Genomic DNA, 19,284 nt, shown 5'->3' on the forward strand with positions numbered 1-19,284 from the left:
CCCTTACCGCGCTGCGACGCGCCGCAGGCCCATCTCGTCTAGCGCGGCGGTCTCCCGGCGGCTCGCCTCCTTGAGCTGGGCCAGCCGGATGCCCTCGGCCACCTGCTCGTATTTCTTCTGCTCCTCGAAGGCCAAGGCCAGGGCGTCGCGCGCGCCGGCTTCCTCCAGGGCGATGCGGTCGATCTCGACCTGGACCATCGCCTTGCGGGCCCGCAGGCCTTCCCAGAAACCCGCCTGGTAAAGCCCCGCCTCGGCGTCCTGCCGTGTGCGCATGGCCTCGGCCTCGCCCTCGGCCTCCAGCATGGCCAGCTTCATCTCCGCCTGCATCCGCCGGCCGGCGATCTCCCCCAGCCGCTTCTGCAGCAGTTCCACTTCATAGGTCGAAAGCTTGATCAGGGATTTGGCCCAACTCATGCGGCTTCACCGTTCAGGATGCTGGCAAGGGTGTCGAAGCTCTCCTCCAGCCCGGTCGCCTCGTCCTTGTCCTGGCCGAGGAACGCCTCGAGGGCGGGGTTGAGCGCGATGGCGCGGTCCACCATCGGGTCGGCGCCGGCGCGATAGGCGCCGATGCGGATCAGTTCTTCCATGTTGGCGTAGGCGGCCAGCGACTGGCGCGCCGCCTTCACGATCTCCCGCTCGTGCGGCAGATGGCAGCCGGGCATGGTCCGGCTGATCGACTTCAGGACGTTGATCGCCGGGAAGCGCCCGCGCTCGGCGATCGCCCGCTCCATGACGATGTGCCCATCCAGGATACCGCGCACGGCGTCGGCGATCGGCTCGTTGTGGTCGTCCCCATCCACCAGCACGGTGAAGAGACCGGTGATCGGCCCCGCCGTCGTGCCGTCCGGGCGGATCGGCCCGGGGCCGGCCCGCTCCAGCAGCTTGGGCAGTTCGGTGAAGACGGTCGGCGTGTAGCCCTTGGTGGTCGGCGGCTCGCCTGCAGCCAGGCCGATCTCGCGCTGGGCCATGGCGAAACGCGTCACCGAGTCCATCAGGCACAGCACTTCCAGGTCCTGGTCGCGCAGGAACTCGGCGATCGCCAGGGTCATGTAGGCCGCCTGCCGGCGCTTCAGGGCCGGCTCGTCGGAGGTGGCGACCACCACCACCGCGCGCTTCAGCCCCTCTTCGCCCAGGGTTTCCTCGATGAACTCGCGGACCTCGCGGCCCCGCTCGCCGATCAGGCCGACGACCACGGCGTCGCAGTCCGACTGCTTGGCCAGCATCGACAGCAGCACCGACTTGCCGACCCCCGAGCCGGCGAACACCCCCAGCCGCTGCCCCCGGCAGCAGGTGGTGAAGACGTTCATCGACCGGACGCCCAGGTTCAGCCGCTCGCCCACCCGGCCCCGCGCATGGGCCGGCGGCGGCGGCGGACGCAGCGGATAGGCCGCCGGCCCCTGCGGCAGCGGTCCTTTGCCGTCGATCGGTTCTCCGAAGGCGTCGACGATCCGGCCCAGCCATCCCGTCGTCGGCCGCACGGCCGAGCCCTGCGGTTCGATGCGGATCGCCGCGCCGGGCGCCACGCCCTCTACCGGGCCGAACGGCATCAGCAGGGCCCGGGTCTCGCGAAAGCCGACCACTTCGGCGGTGAGCGGCCTGTCGTTGCGCCGCTCGATCTCGGCGCGGGCTCCGACCGCAAGGCGCGTGAGCCCGCCGCGGGCCTCGATCAGGAGGCCGTTCACGGCCGCGACGCGGCCGGATACGGTGAGCGGATCGATCCGCTCCACAGCGGCGATGAGACTGCGCAAACCCAGACCCCAGAGCATTTTCCGCCGAAGGTCGCCGGTTCGGCGAAGAAAATGCTCTATTCCCTAAGAGTCTTCGGCAGCACTCGTGCTGCTGAAGCGGCCGGATTCGGCCACTGGGGAGAGTCGGTCAGGCGCCGTTAACTCCTGGTGAAGATACGGCCACGCTTGGAGCCAATCTTAACGCAAGGCGCTCGCGAGCCGCGCCGCCTGCCGCGGGTGCTTGGCCACCAGCTTGGCGGTGGAGACCGGCCGGCGCATGGCCGCCTTCACCAGGATCGGTCGGGCCGCCCGCGCCAGGGCAGGCCGTGCGCCGCGGGCGATCTGGTCGCGGCCCAGCAGGGCGGCGATCCCGATCACCGCCAGGGCGCCCAGTCCGACGGTCACGCCCGGATGCTTCTGCGCCTCGGTATAAAGGCTGAACCGGCGGCCCTTCAGGCTCTCGCTCTCGGTCATGCCGTCGACGCCGGGCTCATAGAGGCTGTCGCTCGCCAGCGGCTGGCCCCGGCGGCGCGACAGCGGGGGAATGACCTTGGCCAGCACCCGGTCGGTCAGGTGCGGCGCCGCAGCCGAGCCGATGACGATCGGCCGTCCGCCGGCTCCCACCGCCAGGTCGCGGACCGGATGGGTCGCCGCGTGCAGGATGGCGTCGGCCACCACGTCGGGCGAATAGCGCGGCGGCGGAACCGAGGCGGCCTTTTCCATCAGGTTGCGGGCATGATCGGCAAAGGGCGTCGAGACGCTGGACGGCTTGACCAGCGTCACCGAAACCGGAGCCTTCTCCCGCAGCAACTCCACGCGTAGGGCCTCGGTGAAGCCCTTCACCGCGTGCTTGGAGGCCGAATAGGCGCCCAGCAGGGGCGTGGCGACGTCCGAGTTCGCCGCGCCGACATTGATCAGCGCGCCGGACCCGCCCCGCGCCCGGAAGTGCTTGATGGCCTCCAGCGAACCGTTCACCACGCCGAAGTAGTTGGTGCGGAACAGCTGCTCGTGATCCTCCGCCGGCGTCCGGCTCAGTTCACCATAAAGACCGACCCCGGCGTCGTTCACCCAGGTGTCGATCCGCTCGAAGCGGGCGATCGCCGCGCGCGAAACCTTCTCCATGTCGTCCGGGCTGCCGACGTCGGCGACCACCGCGTGGGCCCGCCCGCCCTCGGCGTTGATGTCGTCGCAGATGGCGCGCAGCGCATCTGCGTTGCGCGAGACCAGCACCACCGCGGCTCCGGCCTTGGCGGCCTTGCGCGCGGTCGCCAGGCCGATGCCCGAAGAGGCTCCGGTGATGACGATGACCTGGTCGGCGAGCGGCTTCAGTTTCACGGCCATGGGAATCCTTTTGGGCTGGGGGTTTCAGGTCCAAACGGACCGGATCGCCTCCTGTTCCCCTCCGCCCGCGGCGCACGCCGCGTTCGCCCGCAAAGTCCAATCACGAAAGATTCAACAGCCCCTGCGACTCGCCCACGGCACCGCTGCTTGCTGCCGATTCCCGAAGCGCGTTAACGATTCGCTCGGAGGCACTTCACCATTAACCGATCATAAATTAACTCGCTGGCAAGGTAACCGCGAGGATCGAGGCGAATTGCCGAAATCGTGGGCTTGAGCGCTACCGTTCGAGGAGGAACTGATGCGCGTACTACTTATCGAGGACGACAGCGCGACTGCGCAAAGCATCGAACTGATGCTCAAGTCCGAGGGCTTTAACGTTTATACGACTGACCTCGGAGAAGAGGGCGTGGATCTGGGCAAGATCTACGACTACGACCTCATCCTCCTCGACCTGAACCTGCCCGACATGAGCGGCATGGACGTCCTGCGCACCCTGCGGGTCGCCAAGATCAACACCCCGATCATGATCCTGTCGGGCACGGCGGAGATCGACACCAAGGTCAAGACGTTCGGCGCCGGCGGCGACGACTACATGACCAAGCCCTTCCACAAGGACGAACTGGTCGCCCGCATCCACGCGGTGGTCCGCCGCTCCAAGGGTCACGCCCAGTCGGTCATCCGGACCGGCGACATCACCGTCAACCTCGACGCCAAGACCGTGGAAGTTAACGGCATGCGCGTCCACCTGACGGGCAAGGAATACCAGATGCTGGAGTTGCTCTCGCTTCGCAAGGGCACCACCCTGACCAAGGAAATGTTCCTGAACCACCTCTATGGCGGAATGGACGAGCCGGAACTGAAGATCATCGACGTCTTCATCTGCAAGCTGCGCAAGAAGCTGGCCGCGGCCGCCGACGGCAAGCACCACATCGAAACGGTCTGGGGCCGCGGCTACGTCCTGCGCGACCCGAACGAGGCGGTGGTCGCGGCCTGACCACCCACGCCTTTCGAGCCCGAATGAACGCCCGCCGCTCCTCCGGCGGGCGTTTTGTTTTGGGGATCGCTCAAGCGAGCAGCTTCGCTTGTAGGATGCAAGCCGCTAGGCTTGGCCGAAAACTCGCGGGGGAGGCGAGACGGTGGGAAGATCCATTGCGCTGATCATCTGTCTGGCGGTCGCGTTCGCGCTGGCCTGGGCCAACGAACGCACGCCCAGCCCTGCCCCGGCCAATGCGCCAGCCACCACGTTCTCCGCCGCCCGCGCCATGGCCGACGTCGAGGTCATGGCCAAGGAGCCTCACCCGATCGGCAGCCCGGCCAATGCGGCGGTGCGCGAGCATCTGGTGCGCCGCATGACCGCCCTCGGCCTTTCCCCCCAAGTGCAGCGCACAAGCGTGCTCCGCCATCGCGGCGACCTCGCCGTCGGCGGAGTGGTCGAGAACGTCGTCGGCGTGTTGCCCGGGCGTGACCGCGCTTCCCCGGCCGTCGCACTCATGGCCCACTATGACAGCGTCCCGGGCTCGCCCGGCGCCGCCGACGACGCCGCCGGAACCGCCGCCGCCCTTGAGATCGTCCGCGCCTTCAAGGCTCAGGGCGCGCCGGCGCGCGACGTCGTCGTCATCCTGACCGACGGCGAGGAAAGCGGGCTCCTGGGCGCCCAGGCCTTCTTCGACCAACACCCCCTGGCCGCCCGCATCGGCTTCGTCATCAACATGGAGGCGCGCGGCGGCGCCGGCCGCGCCCAGATGTTCCAGACCGGCCCGGACAACGCCGGCACGATCGCCCTGCTGAAGAAGGGCTCTGTCGCGCCCGCCGCCTCGTCCCTGACCGTCTTCATGTACGAGCAGATGCCCAACGACACCGACTTCTCGGTTCCGCGGGCCAAAAACATCTCCGGCCTGAACTACGCCTTCATCGGCGGCCAGTTCGACTATCACTCCCCGACCTCGACGCCCGCCAACCTCGACAAGGGATCGCTGCAGCACCTCGGCCAGGAGACCCTCGCCGCCGCGCGTGAAGCCGCCTTCGCTCCGGCCCTGCCGGCCAAGGCCCCGAATCTCGTCTACGCCAACACCTTCGGCGGCCACATCCTCGCCTATCCGCCGGCCATCGGCTGGGCGGTGCTGGCGCTGGCCGCCATCCTCTTCGCCGTGGGGATCGTGCGGGCGCGCAGCCGCGGCGCCCTGCCCTGGCTCGACATGCTCAAGGGCGCCGGCGCGGCGCTCTACGCCGTCTCGCTGGCCGCCGTGATCTTCCGCCTGGCCCGCCGGGCGACCGGCGCCGGTTTCGGCTATTTCGAGCAGCGCGATCTGCTGGCCCAGGCCGTCCGCTGGGAAGTGGCCCTCGCCCTGCTGGCGATCGGCGCCCTGGCCATGGCCGCCGCCGCGGTCGGCCGCGGGCGCACACGCCTGGCCGGCGCGGCCTTCGTCCTCGGCCTCGGCGCAGCCTGCTCGCTGTTCGGCACGCTCGACACGCCCGGCCTCGTGCTCGGCGGGTTCGGCGCGGCCCTGGCGCTGCTGAGCTTCGGCCGCCCGGCCAGCGTCGCCGGCGCCTGGGCCGGCGTGCTGCTCACCGGCTTTGCGGCCGCGATCGCGCTGCAGATCCTGGCCCCGCCCACCGCCTTCCTGGCCGCCTGGCCGCTGACCCTGGCGACCCTCGGCGCGGCGCTCACGGCCCTGGCCAGCCGCCGCAACCTGCCCCAGCTCGCCGTCCTCGCTGTTCTCGGCGCGTTGGGTGTGAGCTGGCTGCTGGCCTTCGGCCACGGCCTCTATCTCGGCCTCGACCTGCCCGAGCTGCTGGCCGCCATCGTCTGGCTCGCGGCCCTGCTGCTGTGGCCGCTCGCCCAGCCCGGCGAGGACCAGAAGGGCGCGCGCCTGGCCGCCATGGCGGTGATCCTGCTGGGCGTGGCGGCCGTCGGCATCGTCCGCCTCGACCCGCCCTGGAGCGCCCGCCATCCCCAGGCCACCCACCTCGCCTATTATGTCGACACCGCCCGCGGACTTTCCTGGCGCATCAGCGACATGCCCCGCCTGCCTCATTGGACGCAGGGGGTCCTCACCAGCGACGGCGGCAAGGCGCAGAAGCTCTCCCTGCCCTTCCTACGCCGAGGCGACACCTGGGCCGCGCCGGCCCGCGCCGTCGCCGCCGCCCCGCCCACCGTCGCCCTGGCCCGGGAGACGGGCGGCCGCCTGCGCCTGAGCATCCTGCCCCCGCCCGGCGCCAGGACCCTGCTCGTCAGCGCAAAGACCAGCGCCGCCCTCGCGGGTGTCGCCGTCAACGGCCGGCCCGCCAAACTGCTCGGCAAGGCCGGAAGCTCGGCGAAAATCTACTGGGAGGTTCCGGCGGAAGGCCTCACGCTTACCTTCGCCAGCGCGGCGCCCGGGACCATCGAGGTCGACTACGCCGCCGTGCTCGACCAGTGGCCGGCGGACGCGGCGCCCTTGCCGCCCCGCCCTGCCGATCTGATGGCCTTCGGAACCTCGGGCGCGACCTATGTCGGCGGCGCCCGCAGGTTCTCCTGGTAAAGCTCTATTTCTCGAACGCCGCGGTGATCTTCACCTTCACCTCGTCGCCCACCACCGGCGCGGCATAGCCGAGGCCGAAGTCGCTGCGCTTGAGGGTCGTGGTCGCCGAGAAGCCGACCGTCTCGACCTTGCTCATCGGGTTCGCGCCGGCGCCGGTCAGCTTGGCGTCCAGGTTCACCGGCTTGGTGACGCCATGCAGGGTCAGGTCGCCGGTGATCTTGGCGTTCTGACCGTTCACCACCACCGCCGTCGAGACGAACTTCGCGGTCGGATGGGTGGCGATGTCGAAGAAGTCCTTGCTCTGCAAGTGCTTGGTGAAGGCCGGCGACGGGTTGGTCATGCCCGAGATCGGGATGTCGATCGCCACCTTGGCCGCCGACGGATTGGCCGGATCCAGCGTCAGGCTGCCCGACATTTCCCCGAACATCCCGTAGAGAATCGAAAAGCCCATGTGATCCACCGACCAGACCACCTGGGTGTGGTGCGGATCGACCTTGTAGGTCGCCGCGGAAATCCGCGAGACGTCCGGCGCGCCTGGCATGGCCGGCGCCTGGGCCAGCACCGGCGTGGCGATCAACGTCACCGCCAAGCCGGCGGCCGCAAGCAGCTTCTTCATGTTTCGCAGTCCTCCGTGTGGGCCCCCGTGGGCCGCGGCGAGCTTAGATCAAACTGCGCCCTGGGGGCGTCAAGCAAACCGGCGTTCGTGGAATGGAACAGGCTATTGCGTTTCCGGCGCCCCTCCAGCGCGCTTGGCGAGCAAAGCCGCCGAGACCGGGAACATCGTCATCCCACTTCCAGCAGCCCCCGGGCAGGAACGCAAGCTCTCAGCGAGATTGTTGAAATTTCGCAGATATTGCGACGTTTAAATTACAAACAACATTCACATATCTAAGCTTTTTATGAAAACTTTCACTCTCGGGATAGAGCTGAAAATTCTGTCATAATCTACGGATACAGGCCCCGCCTCCGAAGACGACAGGCATATGGGGCCCAAGTATTATGTTGCGTAAGTTTGCGCGGCGATCGAGCGCGCGTGCGCTTTTGCTTTCCGCGAGTTCAATGGCGATTCTGGCCGGTGGGCTTACGGCCGCTCATGCGGCCGAAGCCTCGGACGCGGCCAGCGTCGATGAAGTCATCGTCACGGGCTCGGTGCTGCGGAGCCGCGCCGAGATCAACTCGCGTCTGGAATCGGTGGCCGTCGTCGACACGCTTTCCCGTGACGACATTGGCGCCCTGCCCGATGTCACCGTCGCCGATTCTCTTCGCCGGATCGTCGGCGTGACCACGGTCTACAACGACGACATCGGCCAGTTCGCGTCGATCCGCGGCCTGCATCCGGACTTCATCCCCGTCACCATGGATGGCCTGACGCTGGCCACCACCGGCGACCTGGGAGAAGGCACCCGCAAATCCAACCTGCAGGTTCTTCCCGGCGAAGCGCTCAGCCAGGTCCAGGCCTATAAGACCATGTCGCCCGACATGGACGCCGGCGCCCTCGGCGGCCTGATCAACCTGGTTCCCGTCAGCGCCTATGACCCGGGCGTCGCCCAACTGCTGGCGACGGTCAGCGCCAGCTATTCGAGCTACATGGACGTTCCCGACGTCAACAGTTGGGGCAATAGCAAGTCGTCCCCATGGGGCGGCGAGGCGAACGTGATGGCTTCCAGGCTGTTTGGCTCGCAGGACCAGTTCGGCGTCACCGTCAGCGGTTTCTGGTCGCGGCGACCACGCACCCAGACCAACTGGGCCGTCGTCAACCGCACCTACTACAATAACGCCATGGGAACCACGAACCCCGAGGCGGGGGACTGGAACGGCCTGACCAGCCCCACCAACTTCACGTCGCACAACTATACGAACCTGTTCAGCAAGTGGGGCGGCACGGCCCGCTTCGAATACAAGCCCACCGACCGCCTCTATGCCAGCCTGTTCGGCTTCGCCTACTATTCGGACGAACAGGAGACGCGGAACTCAAACCGCGTCTACGGATTCGACCAGCCGCAAGACATCACCGAAACCACGGGCAGCCTTCGCGCCAAGTCGGCCGACACGCAGTGGCGCTACAACACCTTCGAGCGCGACCAGCGCGGCCTGCAGGGCAAGGTCGTCGCCGCCATCGGCGACCGCGGCGAACTCAAGGCCGCCGGCGGCTGGTCCTATGCCCGCTTCCTCTCCTACCGTCCGTTCGTGTCGTTCATCGCCACGCCCAACCGGCGCGTGACCTACGACCTGACCGACTTCCAAAGCCCGGTGCTCGACGATCCCGGCTTCTATCTCGATCCGGCCAACTACAAGATGACCGGAACCTATCAGGACTGGCGCCACACGATCGCGGAGACCTGGGAAGGCCGCGCCGATTACGGTTTCAACAACAAGAGGGACGACCGAGGCTTCGGCTTTGCGGTAGGCGTGAACTATCGCGACATGGACCTCGGCCGCGACATCACCTCGATCAACTACAAGAACGGCCGGGGCATGGCGGGGTACGCCCTGGAGCCGCTCTCGGCTCCAGGCTTCTTCGATCAGGTCTTGTGGATCGACGCCGACACCTTCTGGAAGGACCCAGTCCTGCCGAGCCTGGAGGATGGCGCGGCCTCGGCCAACGCCTCCCGTCGGAACGACTACCAGTACCGCGAGAAGGTTTCCGCCGCTTACGCAAACCTGTCCTACGCGACCGACCAGCTCAACCTGCAGGGCGGGCTGCGCCTCGACCACACGAGCTTCGACGCCACCATGGCGTCGGTGCAGGACGGCGTGCTGCAGGCCGCGCCGGCGCACAAGTCGAACAAGGACACTCACGTCCTGCCCTATGTGACGGCGGTCTATTCCTTCACGCCCTCGCTGCGACTGAAGGCTGCCTTCAGCCAGACCTTGGGCCGGCCCAATCCCGAAACCATCGCGACCGTCGAGGAGGTGGACACCACCGACTTCACCATCACGCGCGGCAACCCGGACATTCAGCCGCGGCGCTCGGCCAACTTCGACCTGGGCGGCGAGTACTACTTCAACAACAACCAGGGCATGGTCACGCTGACCGCCTTCTACAAGGAAATTAAGGACGACATCCTGGAGATCAGCTCGATCGAGACGATCGACGGTCAGGATTGGCAGATCACCGAGCCGGTGAACGGCGACACCACCAAGTATAAGGGCGTGGAGTTCAGCGCCACCAACAGCAGCTTCGGCAACATTCACCCGCTGCTCGGGAACGTCGGCGCCTCGATCAACGCCATGTGGGTGAACAGCGACATCGCCTACCGGTACAAGGGCCAGCGGCGCGTGCGGCACAACGTGCAGTTCCAGGCCCCTAATTTCGGCGGCAACGCGGCTGTCTGGTACGCCTTCGGCAAAGGCTCCGAGGTCCGGTTGGCTTACAACCGCACCGGCCGCTACATCGAGGAACTCGGCGCCGGCCCCTGGCAGGACATCGTGGACCCGCCGTACGACACCGTTGATCTGACCGTCAAATGGGCCGTCACGCCCAACTGGTTGGTCAGCCTCGATGGACGCAACATCCTCGACAAGGATCGCCTCAAGACGACGGGCCCGGACGGCGGCAAGTACGATCGCGCGCTGTTGGAAACCGGCAGTTCGTGGTTCGTGCGGCTGACCTATCGCCAGTAACGTCTCGTAGATCGAAGACTGCCAGGCCGTGGAAGCGCAAGCGCCTCCACGGCCTTTGTCATTTGACCGCCGACTCGCCGCCAGCCGAGTCGACGGACGCCTCCTCAGCCGATATGCGATGGCTCGTATCCATGACGCGGTTCGGCCTATCGTCGGTCGACGCGCCTCAAGACGATCCGCGCCTCAAAGGCCGAGCGACAAAGGGGATAGTTCGATGTCTGACGGTGAATTTCTGGTCGCGAACTTCTCGCGTGGACCCGGCGTAATCGGCGCGCATTTCGAGCTGCCGCTCGAGGCGGGCGCCGAAGAGGTGTGGTCGTTCCTGACCGCGCCGGATCGTCTTCCGCAATGGCTGGCCCCGGGCTCCATCGAGCTGCGGGAAGGCGGCGCGGCCAAGCTGGACTTCCAGGACAGCGGCATCGTGATCGACAGCCAGGTCACCCGTTGCGAGGCGCCGCACGCCCTCGCCTATTCCTGGAGCGCGCCCGGCCAACCCGACCGTCCGGTTCGCTGGACCCTAGCCGCCGACGGCGAAGGCACCCACCTTTCGCTCGACCTCGAGCTGCCCTCCGACGAGGACGCGGCGCGTTCGGCGGCGGGCTGGGCCGCGCACCTGGAGATGCTGGCGGCCGCCATGGCCGGGGCGCCCATGAAGTTCCCCTTCCCGACCTTCAAGGCGGCGCGCGAAGCCTTCAACGACAAGGTTGCGCAACTGCCCGCCTAGGTGATCACAAGCAGGTCCTCGGATGCTATACCGGCGCCGGCAGTCGGCGCCGCTCGCGGCATAGGCGCTAGTCCGCCCCTGCCAGCGCCTGGTCGCAATGGATTCTTGAGTAAATTCCGGGGCTCCCCGGGCAAACGGAGGCATACGTGGGACAAGCCGGGAACTCTGACGTCGTCATCTATCACAATCCGGCCTGCGGGACCTCGCGCAACACCCTGGCTCTGCTGCGTGAAAAGGGCGTCGAGCCGACCGTGGTCGAGTACCTGAAGGAAGGCTGGACCAAGGAGCAGCTCCAGGACCTCCTGGCCCGGATGGATGTCCCGGCCCGCGAGATCCTGCGCGACAAGGGCACCAAGGCCCACGAACTCGGCCTCACCGATCCGGCCGCCTCAGACGAGGCGATCATCGCCGCCATGATCCTCGATCCGATCCTGGTGAATCGGCCTATCGTTTCCACCCCTAAGGGTGCGGCGCTGTGCCGTCCTGCCGAACTGGTGCTGGGTCTGCTTTAACTTCGCCGTCGGGTAGCGGCAAAGCTTACCTGGAATTAACCATATCGGTAGACAACGGCTAAGCCGTTCACCAGCACTATGCGACCCGCCGAGGTTTGCCGCCTTGGCCGCACGAGTATGGGGGCACGATGCAAGAGTTTGATCCGCGACGCCCGACGTTTCGCCTGACGCCGGCCCTGGCCATCGGCCTCGCCGGTGTCGCCGCCCTGGCGGTAGGTTGGAAACTCAGCGCCGGTCAGGCCGCCATCCCCGCCCCTAAACCCTCGCTCGACCCGGCCGCGATCTCCGCCCTGCAGCACGCGGCCTTCATCCAGTCCGAGGCCCAGCCGGGCTTCGCCCGCCCGCAAAGCGTCCCGCTGAAGGTCCGCCCCGGCGAGACGCTGGAGTCGGCCGTCCAGCGCGCCGGCGTGCCGCGCGACGAGGCCCGCAAGGCGGTCGAGACCTTGGCCGCGGCCATGGACACCGTCCACATCAAGGCCGGCATGGCCTTCGACGCCGCCATCGCCAAGCCGCGCGGCGAGCGGGGCCAGGCCCGCCTGATCGGGCTGTCGCTGCGCACCGGCCCGGCCAACTCCATCACCCTCTCGCGCACCTTCGACGGCGCCATGCGCCTGCGCGAGATGGAGGAGAAGATCCGCGACGAGCAGATGGTCGCCCACGGCCAGATCAGCGGCTCCCTCTACGAAAGCGCCGCGCGCATGGGCGCCAATCCCGGCGTCGTCAGCGGCATGGTCAAGCTCTTCTCGCACAAGGTCGACTTCGACCGCGACCTGAAGGCCGGCGACGCCTTCACCATGGTCTTCGACCGCAAGGTCACCGAAAGCGGCCGAACCATCGAGACCGGCGCCCTGGAATACGCCGCCATCAAGGGCGTGCAGTTCTACCGCTTCGAGCGCGCCAATGGCGACGTCCAGTACTTCGACGAGAACGGCAAGAACATCAAAGGCTTCCTGCTGCGCACCCCGGTCGACAACGCCCGCATGACCAGCCGCTTCGGCATGCGCCGCCACCCGATCCTCGGCTACAACCGCATGCACCAGGGCATCGACTTCGGCGCCGGCAGCGGCACGCCGGTGTTCGCGGCCGGCGACGGCGTGGTGGTCGAGGCCCGGCGCTGGGGCGGTTATGGCAACTGGGTCCGCATCCGCCATTCCGGCGGCTTCGAAACCGGCTACGCCCACCTCTCGCGCTTCGCCAAGGGCTTGCGCAAGGGCCAGCGCGTCAGCCAGGGCCAGGTCGTCGCCTATGTCGGCACCACCGGCGCCTCCACCGGTCCGCACCTGCACTACGAAATCTGGCAGAAGGGCCGGCGCGTGAACCCCGTCGGCGCCAAGGTGCCCCAGGGCACGGTGCTCGCCGGTTCGGAGCTGGCCGCCTTCCGCGCCCAGAAGGCGCGCATCGACGCCCTGGTGCGCGAGCAGGCGGGCGGCGCCCAGACGACCGAGCTCGCGGCGGCGGACACCGTCACCCGCCGCTGACGCCGCGGAAACTTCGCGCAAATCAAGCGGCTAAGACGCAGACCTAAGCTTCCAACCGGCCAACCGGCGCATTAAGCTTTCTTTTTAGCCGAGTCCGCGCGGAGAGGCGCCTTGACCGCAGCCAGCCAACCCAAGCCCCGCGCCCGCTACGCCGCCAAGCGCGACGCCATCATGGCCGCCGCCACCAAGGTGTTCGCCGACGCGGGCATGAGCGGCTTCACCCTGGCCGCGGTGGCCAAGCGGATGGACCTGCATCCGGTCAGCCTCACCTACTACTTCAAGCGCAAGGAAGACCTCGCCGCGGCGGTGCTGCAGGAAACCATCCGGCGCTTCGCCGAGATGCTCGACCATGCCGAGGACCAGAATTCCCCGGCCGAGCGCCTGCGCGCCTTCGTGGCCGCCTATTTCGAGACCCGCCGCAAGATCGCCGTGGACGAGGAAATCCCGCTCGCGCCGTTCAGCGAGGTCTATCTGGTCGAGGGCGAGCAGAAGAAGCCGGTGATCAAGAGCTTCGAGGCGCTCTATGTCCGTATCGGCCGTCTGCTGAAGTCCGACGACATGCCCTGGGTGGAGGCGCCGCGCCGCCAGGGCCTGGCGCGCCTGATCGTCAACCAGCTCACCTGGTCGGACGTCTGGCTGCCCTCCTACGAGCCGGAGGACTACGGCCGCGTCGCCGACCGCCTGGCCGATGTGATGATCTTCGGCCTCGCCGCCGATGGCCAGGCCTGGCCCGACCTGCCGCTCGTCAATCTGGGCGATCACGACCCCGAGAGCGACGACGTCACCCGCGACCGCTTCCTTGTGGCGGCCACCAAGCTGATCAACCGCGAAGGCTATCGGGGCGCGTCGGTCGACAAGATCTCGGCCGAGCTCAAGGTCACCAAGGGCTCATTCTACCACCACAACAGCGACAAGGACGAGCTGGCGATCGCCTGCTTCAACCACACCTTCGACCTGATCGACCGGGCCAAGCGCGAAGCCGCCTCCGCCTCGTCAGGCTGGAACCGCGTGTGGCTCGCGGTCTCGTCCCTGGGCATGTATCAGGCGCAAAGCGGCGGCGGCGTCATCCTGCGCCATCACGCCATGGCGGCGGTTCCCCAGGACATGCGCCGCCGGATGCGCGTGCGCTTCCAGCAGATCACCTATTCCTTCGCGGGAGTGATTTCCGACGGCGTCGCCGATGGTTCGATCCGCCCCGTCGATCCGCTGCTGGCGGCCAATGCGATGATGGTGACTTTCAATGCCTGCCTGCCGCTCGGCCAGCGCGCCGATCCGCCGGACACGGCCGGCGTCATGGAAGAATACTTGCGCCCGGCTCTGCTCGGCTTCTTCGTGAAATAAGGGGCGCCCGCGGCCGGGGGGACTGGACCCGCGGGCGCGCCCTCCTCCCTACTTGGTCGCGGGCTTGGCCGCAGGCTGCGCCGTCTTCTTGTGATGATGGTGCTTCTTGTGGTGGGTGGTCATCTTGGCCGCGCTAGCGGGCGGGGCCGGGGCGGCGCTCTCCGCGGCCAGGGCCACGCCGGCCATCGCCAGCGAGGCCGCCAGCGAGCCGGCCAGGATCATCGAGGTCTTCATCAGGTCTTCTCCGGGGCTGTCGTCTTAGGCGGGTCTTCGCCGCCACCCCCGGAGCCTCGCCCGCTCACCTGTCCGCGCCCCGCCCGCCGCCTTACAAATTGTTGAGCGAGGCGAGCGCCAACAAAAAAGCCCTCCCCGAAGGGAGGGCTTCCATGTCTCGAAAGAGTGCTCTTTAGGAGTCGAAGACGATGACCGAACGGGCCAGTTCGCCCTTCTTCATCTCTTCGAAGCCTTCGTTGACCTCTTCCAGCTTGATCCGCTGCGAGATCATCTCGTCCAGCTTCAGCTTGCCGGACATGTAGAAGTCCACCAGCCGCGGCATGTCGACCGGGAAGCGGTTGGAGCCCATCAGCGAGCCCTGGATCTTCTTTTCCGACAGGAACTGGAAGCCCGGCAGGGTCACGCTCTGGCCGATCGGGATCATGCCGATGACGTTGGCGGTGCCGCCCCGGCGCAGCATGCCGAAGGCCTGCTCGGCGGTCTTGGCTAGGCCGATGGCCTCGAAGGCGTGGTGGACGCCGCCCTTGGTCATCTCGATCACTTCCTTGACCGCGTCGGTCTTGGAGGCGTCGACGAAGTCGGTGGCGCCGAACTGCGAGGCGATGTTGCCCTTCGAGGCGACCATGTCGACCGCGATGATCCGCGAGGCGCCGGCGATCGCCGCGCCGTTGATCGCCGCCAGGCCGACGCCGCCGCAGCCGATGACCGCCACGGTCTCGCCCGGACGGACGTTGGAGGTGTGGATCGCAGCGCCCACCCCGGTCATCACCGAGCAGCCGATCAGCGCCGCGCGGTCCAGCGGCATGTCCTTGCGGATCGCCACGCACGCATGCTCGTGGATCAGCATCTGTTCGGCGAAGGACGACAGGTTCAGGTACTGCTGCATGGGGCCGTTGGTGGCCTTCAGGCGCGGCTCCTGGCCTTCGTCGCGCTTGGTGTCGGGCGACACGCACAGCGACAGGTGGCCGGTCAGGCAGAACTCGCAGTGGCCGCAATAGGCCGACAGGCAGGTGATGACGTGGTCGCCGGGCTTCACGGTGCGCACCTCGGCGCCCACGGCCTCGACGACCCCGGCGCTCTCGTGACCCAGCACCGCCGGCAGCGCGGTCGGATAGGAACCTTGCATGAAGTGCAGGTCGGAGTGGCAGAGGCCGGCGGCCTTGGTGCGGATCAGCACCTCGTGCGGGCCAGGCTTGTTGATCTGCACATCCTCGATCTGAAGCGGTTTGCCCACTTCACGCAGCACGGCGGCTTTCATTCTTCGCGATCTCCCCAAGCGTCGCCCGGCAGGGCGGTTCATTCGACGCTGCGGGCCGACCGCAGCATCGTGCGCCGAACCTTATCACCGTTAAGATGGCCGGGGCCAAGCGGGTTTTTCGCGAAGGCCGCCGCTCTAGCGAGGCGCCCAGACCTCGGCCTTGCTGGCCGACGAGACGAGGCCCGTCGCCGAGTTCGAAAGGCTGGTCGCCGGCACCGTCGTTGTCTTGCCGCCCGAAGACAGCGTGACGATCGTCTTGCCCTCGACCTTTTCGACCTTGCTGATCCGGCCGAGGTCGGCGCCAGCCGCGTCCTTCACCGCCGCGCCGGGACGCAACTCGGCCTCGGCCGCCACGGCCGACACATTGGCCGCCGCCCCGACCCGGGCGCTCTCGCCCGCGATCGGCGGGGTCGCGCCGCGCACCGGTTCGGTGTCCACCGGCGGCAGGCCAGACATCGCCCCGGAGGGACCGGCGCCCGCCGGGGGCTTCGGAATCGGAGGCGCGTCGCCCGGGCTGCCGACCACCTGGGCGGCCGCCGGCAAGGCCAGCGCCGCCGCCAGGGCGCCGCCCAAAAGCATCTTGGAGATCATGAGCTTATCTCCGCTGAGCCCGCCCAACTGCCGACAACCATCCCCGCTCACCCCCGGTTCCAGACGCCGGCCAATCGTGATTGGGGCCAATCGCGATCAGGCCCGAGCCTGGGGCGCGCCGAACCAGGACATCGCCGGCAGCCGCGGCAACCGCAGCCGGAACGGCTTGCGGACCGGGATGCAGCCCTCCAGCGCCGCCAGCAGCGGCCCCACCGGCTCGTCGTTCAGGAAATGGTTGGCGCCGGCCACCCGCTCGAAGCGGATCGGCCGGCGCGCCCGCGTCTGCGCCACCAGCCGCTCGGCGATCTCGATGGGCGCGAAGTCGTCCTTGTCGCCGTGGATCACATGCACCGGAATCCGCAGCCGGCTCAGCGCCGCCCGCAGATGGTCCAGTTGCGCCGGCTGGCCCGAGACCTCGATCACCGCATGGCGCAAGTCGCGCGGAATGACCCTCAAGAGCCGCGAGCCCAGCCCGATCAGCCAGCGCGCCGTCGGTCCGCTCTCGCCGAAATAGCCCGACAGCAGCACCAGGGCCGCCACCTTGCCGGGGTTCTGCTCGGCCATCAGGCTGGCGATCGCCGCCCCATAGCTCTGTCCGACCAGCAGCACCTTCTGCCCCGGGCGCGCTTTCAGCAGCGGCGCCAGGGCCTTGGCCTGCACCCGGATGTCGCCGACATATTCCACCGGCTCGGAGCCCGCATAGCCGGGCCGGTCGACCACGATCATCTCCCGGTCCTGCGGCAGGGCGGCCAGGGCCGGCGCCCAGTATTCGGCCCAGGACGGCGCGCCGGTCACCACCACCACCTTCCACGGCGCGGTCTTCTCCCGCGGCGTGACGATGGCCGAAAGCTTCCAGCCCAGGCCGCCGCCCGCGTCGATGCGGACACGGCGAACGATCGTGTCGGGATAGTCGTCCGCCGTCGGGACATGCTCGGTGCGCCCGCTCGCGGCGCATGCGATGCACGCCCATCCCATGGACCACACGCCCCTGGGTCTCTTGCGTGTCACTTCCGGCTCCCCGGGCCTGCGCCCGTATGGATTCCTGACTTGAATGCTGAACGCTCCGCCCGGGCCGCGGTTTCTCTCGCGCGCCCCTTCATGGCAGGGCCATCTAGGCTTGCAGATCGTAATCCCCGGCCGCGCGAGCGCGCCGGGGATTCATACGCGCCAGCCTTTGCGGCGGGCCCTCGGCGTCCATGGATGGCCGGGACTGGCGGCCCGGCCATGACGAACGGCGAGCAAGGCCCCCTCACCGCCCCGCGACCAAGTCCCGGATATCCTTGCTGAACTGCAGACGCGTCGGCTGATCGCGATAGAACATGTGCCCGCCCTCGTAGCAGCGGAAGCTCATCGACGCCTTCAGCGCCGACGGCAGGTTCCGCTCCATCTCGGCGTTCGTCGTGCAGCTCGCCAGCGAGTCGTAGCGCCCCGCCGCCACCAGGATCTTCAGCGCCGGCTCCAGCGCCACCGCCTCGGCCGAACCCGGCAGCGGCGGGCCGAGCTGCGGCGGGCCGCCGCCGCGCTGGGCTGCCTCGCGGATGGCCGCGGCCATCTCCGCCGCCGAGACCTCCTTGGTCGCATAGTTCCACTGCGACCCGACGCTCGGCGCCGGCTTGCCGGACGGCGCATAGCCGCTCGCCTCGCCCAGCCCGACATAGATCAGGTCCGTCCGGTAGCCGAGCTCCTGGCGCAGATAGCGGTCGATGGCCCCGTCGAACTCCTCCTTCGGCGCGGCCGTCAGGCGCATGTCGAAGATGTTCAGCACCTTGCCCTCGTCCTTCAGCAGGCCCTGCAGGTACTGGCGAGGCGTGAAGGTCAGGCTCTTGCGGTCGACCAGCGAGGCGTCCAGCCCGGTGTAGCGGGCAAGGTCCGCAATCACCGCCGTGCGCTCGGCCTCCGACAGCTCGCCGGCCCGCTTCAGCGCCGGCGCATAGGTCGTCCGCGCCCAGGCCTCGGCCCGCGCGCGCGCCGCCTCGCCGTCCTTGCCGAGCTTGGGATCGAGCTTGCCGTGCGCCAGCGCCACCGGCGCCAGGTCCGCCGCGCCCAGAGCTGTCGCCAGCTCGGCGGAGACCGGCTTGTCGTGCAGCCCGGCCCCGCCGGAGATCAGCACCAGCCCGGCGACCGGCACGCCCTGCTTCAGCAGCCCATAGCCGACGCTGGCCGCGCGCCCGGCGCCCCAGCTCTCCCCGGCCAGGTAGAGCGGCGCGTCCTGCGCCTCGTGCAGCAGCCGCCAGGCGCGCACGAACTCGGTCACCGAGGCCACGTCCCCGACCGTGCCGTAGAACTCCTTGCCATATTCCGCCTTGGCCGGGCGGCTGAAACCGGTCCCGATCGGATCGACGAAGACCAGGTCCGCATAGGCCAGCCACGTCTCGGCGTTGTCGACCAGCCGCGCGCCCTCCCCGCGCTTGGGACCGACGATCTCGAAATGCAGCGTCGAGGAGTTCGCCCCCGGCCCGCCGTTCCACACGAAGATCAGCGGCCTTAGCGCCGAGCCGGCCGCGCCGGCCGCCCCGCCCGCGCGATAGGCGATGTAGCCCATATAGCCGTGCGCCTCGCCACTCTCCGCATCCCGAATGGCCACCCGCCCGACCTCGGCCGTGTAGTCGAGCCTGCGCCCCCCCGCCGTCATGCTGTGGCTGGTGATCACCGGCGAAGCCGGCACGGCCGAGGCCTCCGAAAACGGCGCATACCGCACCGCCGGCTCAGCCGCCGCAGCTGATCCCGCCGCCAAGGCCACGCCCGCCGCGGCCCCGAACAGCCACCCCCTGCCGCGCACCATCGCCATCAAACCCTCAAGCCCACGCCCAAGCTCTCAGGCTAGGCGCTCGCCAGGGGAATTTCATTGCGTTCGAGGGGGAGGATGGGGACGGCTGTGCATAGGCTAGGCGTGGCGGGGTATCGATTGCGACGGCCCACTCCACCCACAACCG

The 19,284-nt window shown here is 68.4% G+C and carries 16 protein-coding genes; 7 read left to right on the plus strand and 9 right to left on the minus strand.

The window, feature by feature from the left end; genetic code table 11:
• Positions 1 to 3: 3 nt before the first annotated feature.
• The 3 genes from ABID41_RS17615 to ABID41_RS17625 form a co-directional block, all read right to left on the minus strand.
• A complete protein-coding gene (locus ABID41_RS17615; RefSeq protein ID WP_331930079.1) occupies positions 4 to 414 on the minus strand; it encodes a flagellar export protein FliJ in 411 nt (136 codons plus the stop codon).
• Positions 411 to 1,748: a flagellar protein export ATPase FliI gene (gene fliI, locus ABID41_RS17620; protein WP_354298304.1), complete on the minus strand. Its 1,338-nt coding sequence runs from the start codon at positions 1,746 to 1,748 to the stop codon at positions 411 to 413. The genes ABID41_RS17615 and fliI overlap by 4 nt, the downstream gene beginning before the upstream one ends.
• A gap of 177 nt (positions 1,749 to 1,925) precedes the next feature.
• Complete coding sequence (locus tag ABID41_RS17625) at positions 1,926 to 3,068, minus strand: SDR family oxidoreductase (RefSeq protein WP_354298305.1); 1,143 nt, start codon at positions 3,066 to 3,068, stop codon at positions 1,926 to 1,928.
• A gap of 298 nt (positions 3,069 to 3,366) precedes the next feature.
• On the opposite strand from ABID41_RS17625, the gene ctrA reads away from it, so the two are divergent.
• Both ctrA and ABID41_RS17635 read left to right on the plus strand, forming a co-directional pair.
• On the plus strand, positions 3,367 to 4,062 hold the full coding sequence (gene ctrA, locus ABID41_RS17630) for a response regulator transcription factor CtrA (protein WP_331932231.1): 696 nt from the start codon (positions 3,367 to 3,369) through the stop codon (positions 4,060 to 4,062).
• 142 nt (positions 4,063 to 4,204) lie between these two features.
• Positions 4,205 to 6,589, plus strand: a complete 2,385-nt coding sequence (locus tag ABID41_RS17635) for a M20/M25/M40 family metallo-hydrolase (protein ID WP_354298306.1) — start codon at positions 4,205 to 4,207, stop codon at positions 6,587 to 6,589.
• 4 nt (positions 6,590 to 6,593) lie between these two features.
• On the opposite strand, the gene ABID41_RS17640 is transcribed toward ABID41_RS17635, so the two are convergent.
• A complete protein-coding gene (locus tag ABID41_RS17640; RefSeq protein WP_354298307.1) occupies positions 6,594 to 7,205 on the minus strand; it encodes a YceI family protein in 612 nt (203 codons plus the stop codon).
• Between the two features lie 443 nt (positions 7,206 to 7,648).
• Here ABID41_RS17640 and ABID41_RS17645 point away from each other — a divergent pair, with 443 nt between their 5' ends.
• From ABID41_RS17645 to ABID41_RS17665, 5 genes are all read left to right on the plus strand, one after another.
• The gene (locus tag ABID41_RS17645) at positions 7,649 to 10,213 is read left to right on the plus strand and encodes a TonB-dependent receptor (protein WP_354298308.1); all 2,565 of its coding nucleotides are present in this window, start codon (positions 7,649 to 7,651) and stop codon (positions 10,211 to 10,213) included.
• 214 nt (positions 10,214 to 10,427) lie between these two features.
• Positions 10,428 to 10,937 (plus strand): SRPBCC domain-containing protein, encoded by a 510-nt coding sequence (locus ABID41_RS17650; RefSeq protein ID WP_354298309.1) that lies wholly within the window; start codon positions 10,428 to 10,430, stop codon positions 10,935 to 10,937.
• A 146-nt stretch (positions 10,938 to 11,083) separates the two neighbouring features.
• On the plus strand, positions 11,084 to 11,449 hold the full coding sequence (gene arsC / locus ABID41_RS17655; protein WP_354298310.1) for an arsenate reductase (glutaredoxin): 366 nt from the start codon (positions 11,084 to 11,086) through the stop codon (positions 11,447 to 11,449).
• A 128-nt stretch (positions 11,450 to 11,577) separates the two neighbouring features.
• Entirely contained in the window at positions 11,578 to 12,927 is a 1,350-nt protein-coding gene (locus tag ABID41_RS17660; RefSeq protein ID WP_354298311.1) for a M23 family metallopeptidase, read from the plus strand.
• A gap of 111 nt (positions 12,928 to 13,038) precedes the next feature.
• Positions 13,039 to 14,268, plus strand: coding sequence for a TetR/AcrR family transcriptional regulator (locus ABID41_RS17665; protein ID WP_354298312.1), 1,230 nt, complete (start codon positions 13,039 to 13,041; stop codon positions 14,266 to 14,268).
• Between the two features lie 48 nt (positions 14,269 to 14,316).
• On the opposite strand, the gene ABID41_RS17670 is transcribed toward ABID41_RS17665, so the two are convergent.
• From ABID41_RS17670 to ABID41_RS17690, 5 genes are all read right to left on the minus strand, one after another.
• Positions 14,317 to 14,502 carry a hypothetical protein gene (locus ABID41_RS17670; protein WP_354298313.1) on the minus strand — a complete coding sequence of 62 codons (186 nt, stop codon included), beginning with the start codon at positions 14,500 to 14,502 and terminating at the stop codon, positions 14,317 to 14,319.
• A 172-nt stretch (positions 14,503 to 14,674) separates the two neighbouring features.
• Positions 14,675 to 15,760: a Zn-dependent alcohol dehydrogenase gene (locus ABID41_RS17675; protein ID WP_331929342.1), complete on the minus strand. Its 1,086-nt coding sequence runs from the start codon at positions 15,758 to 15,760 to the stop codon at positions 14,675 to 14,677.
• Positions 15,761 to 15,895: 135 nt separating this feature from the next.
• Entirely contained in the window at positions 15,896 to 16,351 is a 456-nt protein-coding gene (locus ABID41_RS17680; protein WP_354298314.1) for a hypothetical protein, read from the minus strand.
• Between the two features lie 96 nt (positions 16,352 to 16,447).
• Positions 16,448 to 17,359, minus strand: coding sequence for an alpha/beta fold hydrolase (locus ABID41_RS17685; protein WP_354298315.1), 912 nt, complete (start codon positions 17,357 to 17,359; stop codon positions 16,448 to 16,450).
• Positions 17,360 to 17,600: 241 nt separating this feature from the next.
• Positions 17,601 to 19,139, minus strand: a complete 1,539-nt coding sequence (locus tag ABID41_RS17690; RefSeq protein ID WP_354298316.1) for a S10 family serine carboxypeptidase-like protein — start codon at positions 19,137 to 19,139, stop codon at positions 17,601 to 17,603.
• Positions 19,140 to 19,284: the final 145 nt, after the last annotated feature.

It is taken from the genome of Phenylobacterium koreense (genome assembly GCF_040545335.1).
Lineage (GTDB): Bacteria > Pseudomonadota > Alphaproteobacteria > Caulobacterales > Caulobacteraceae > Phenylobacterium > Phenylobacterium koreense.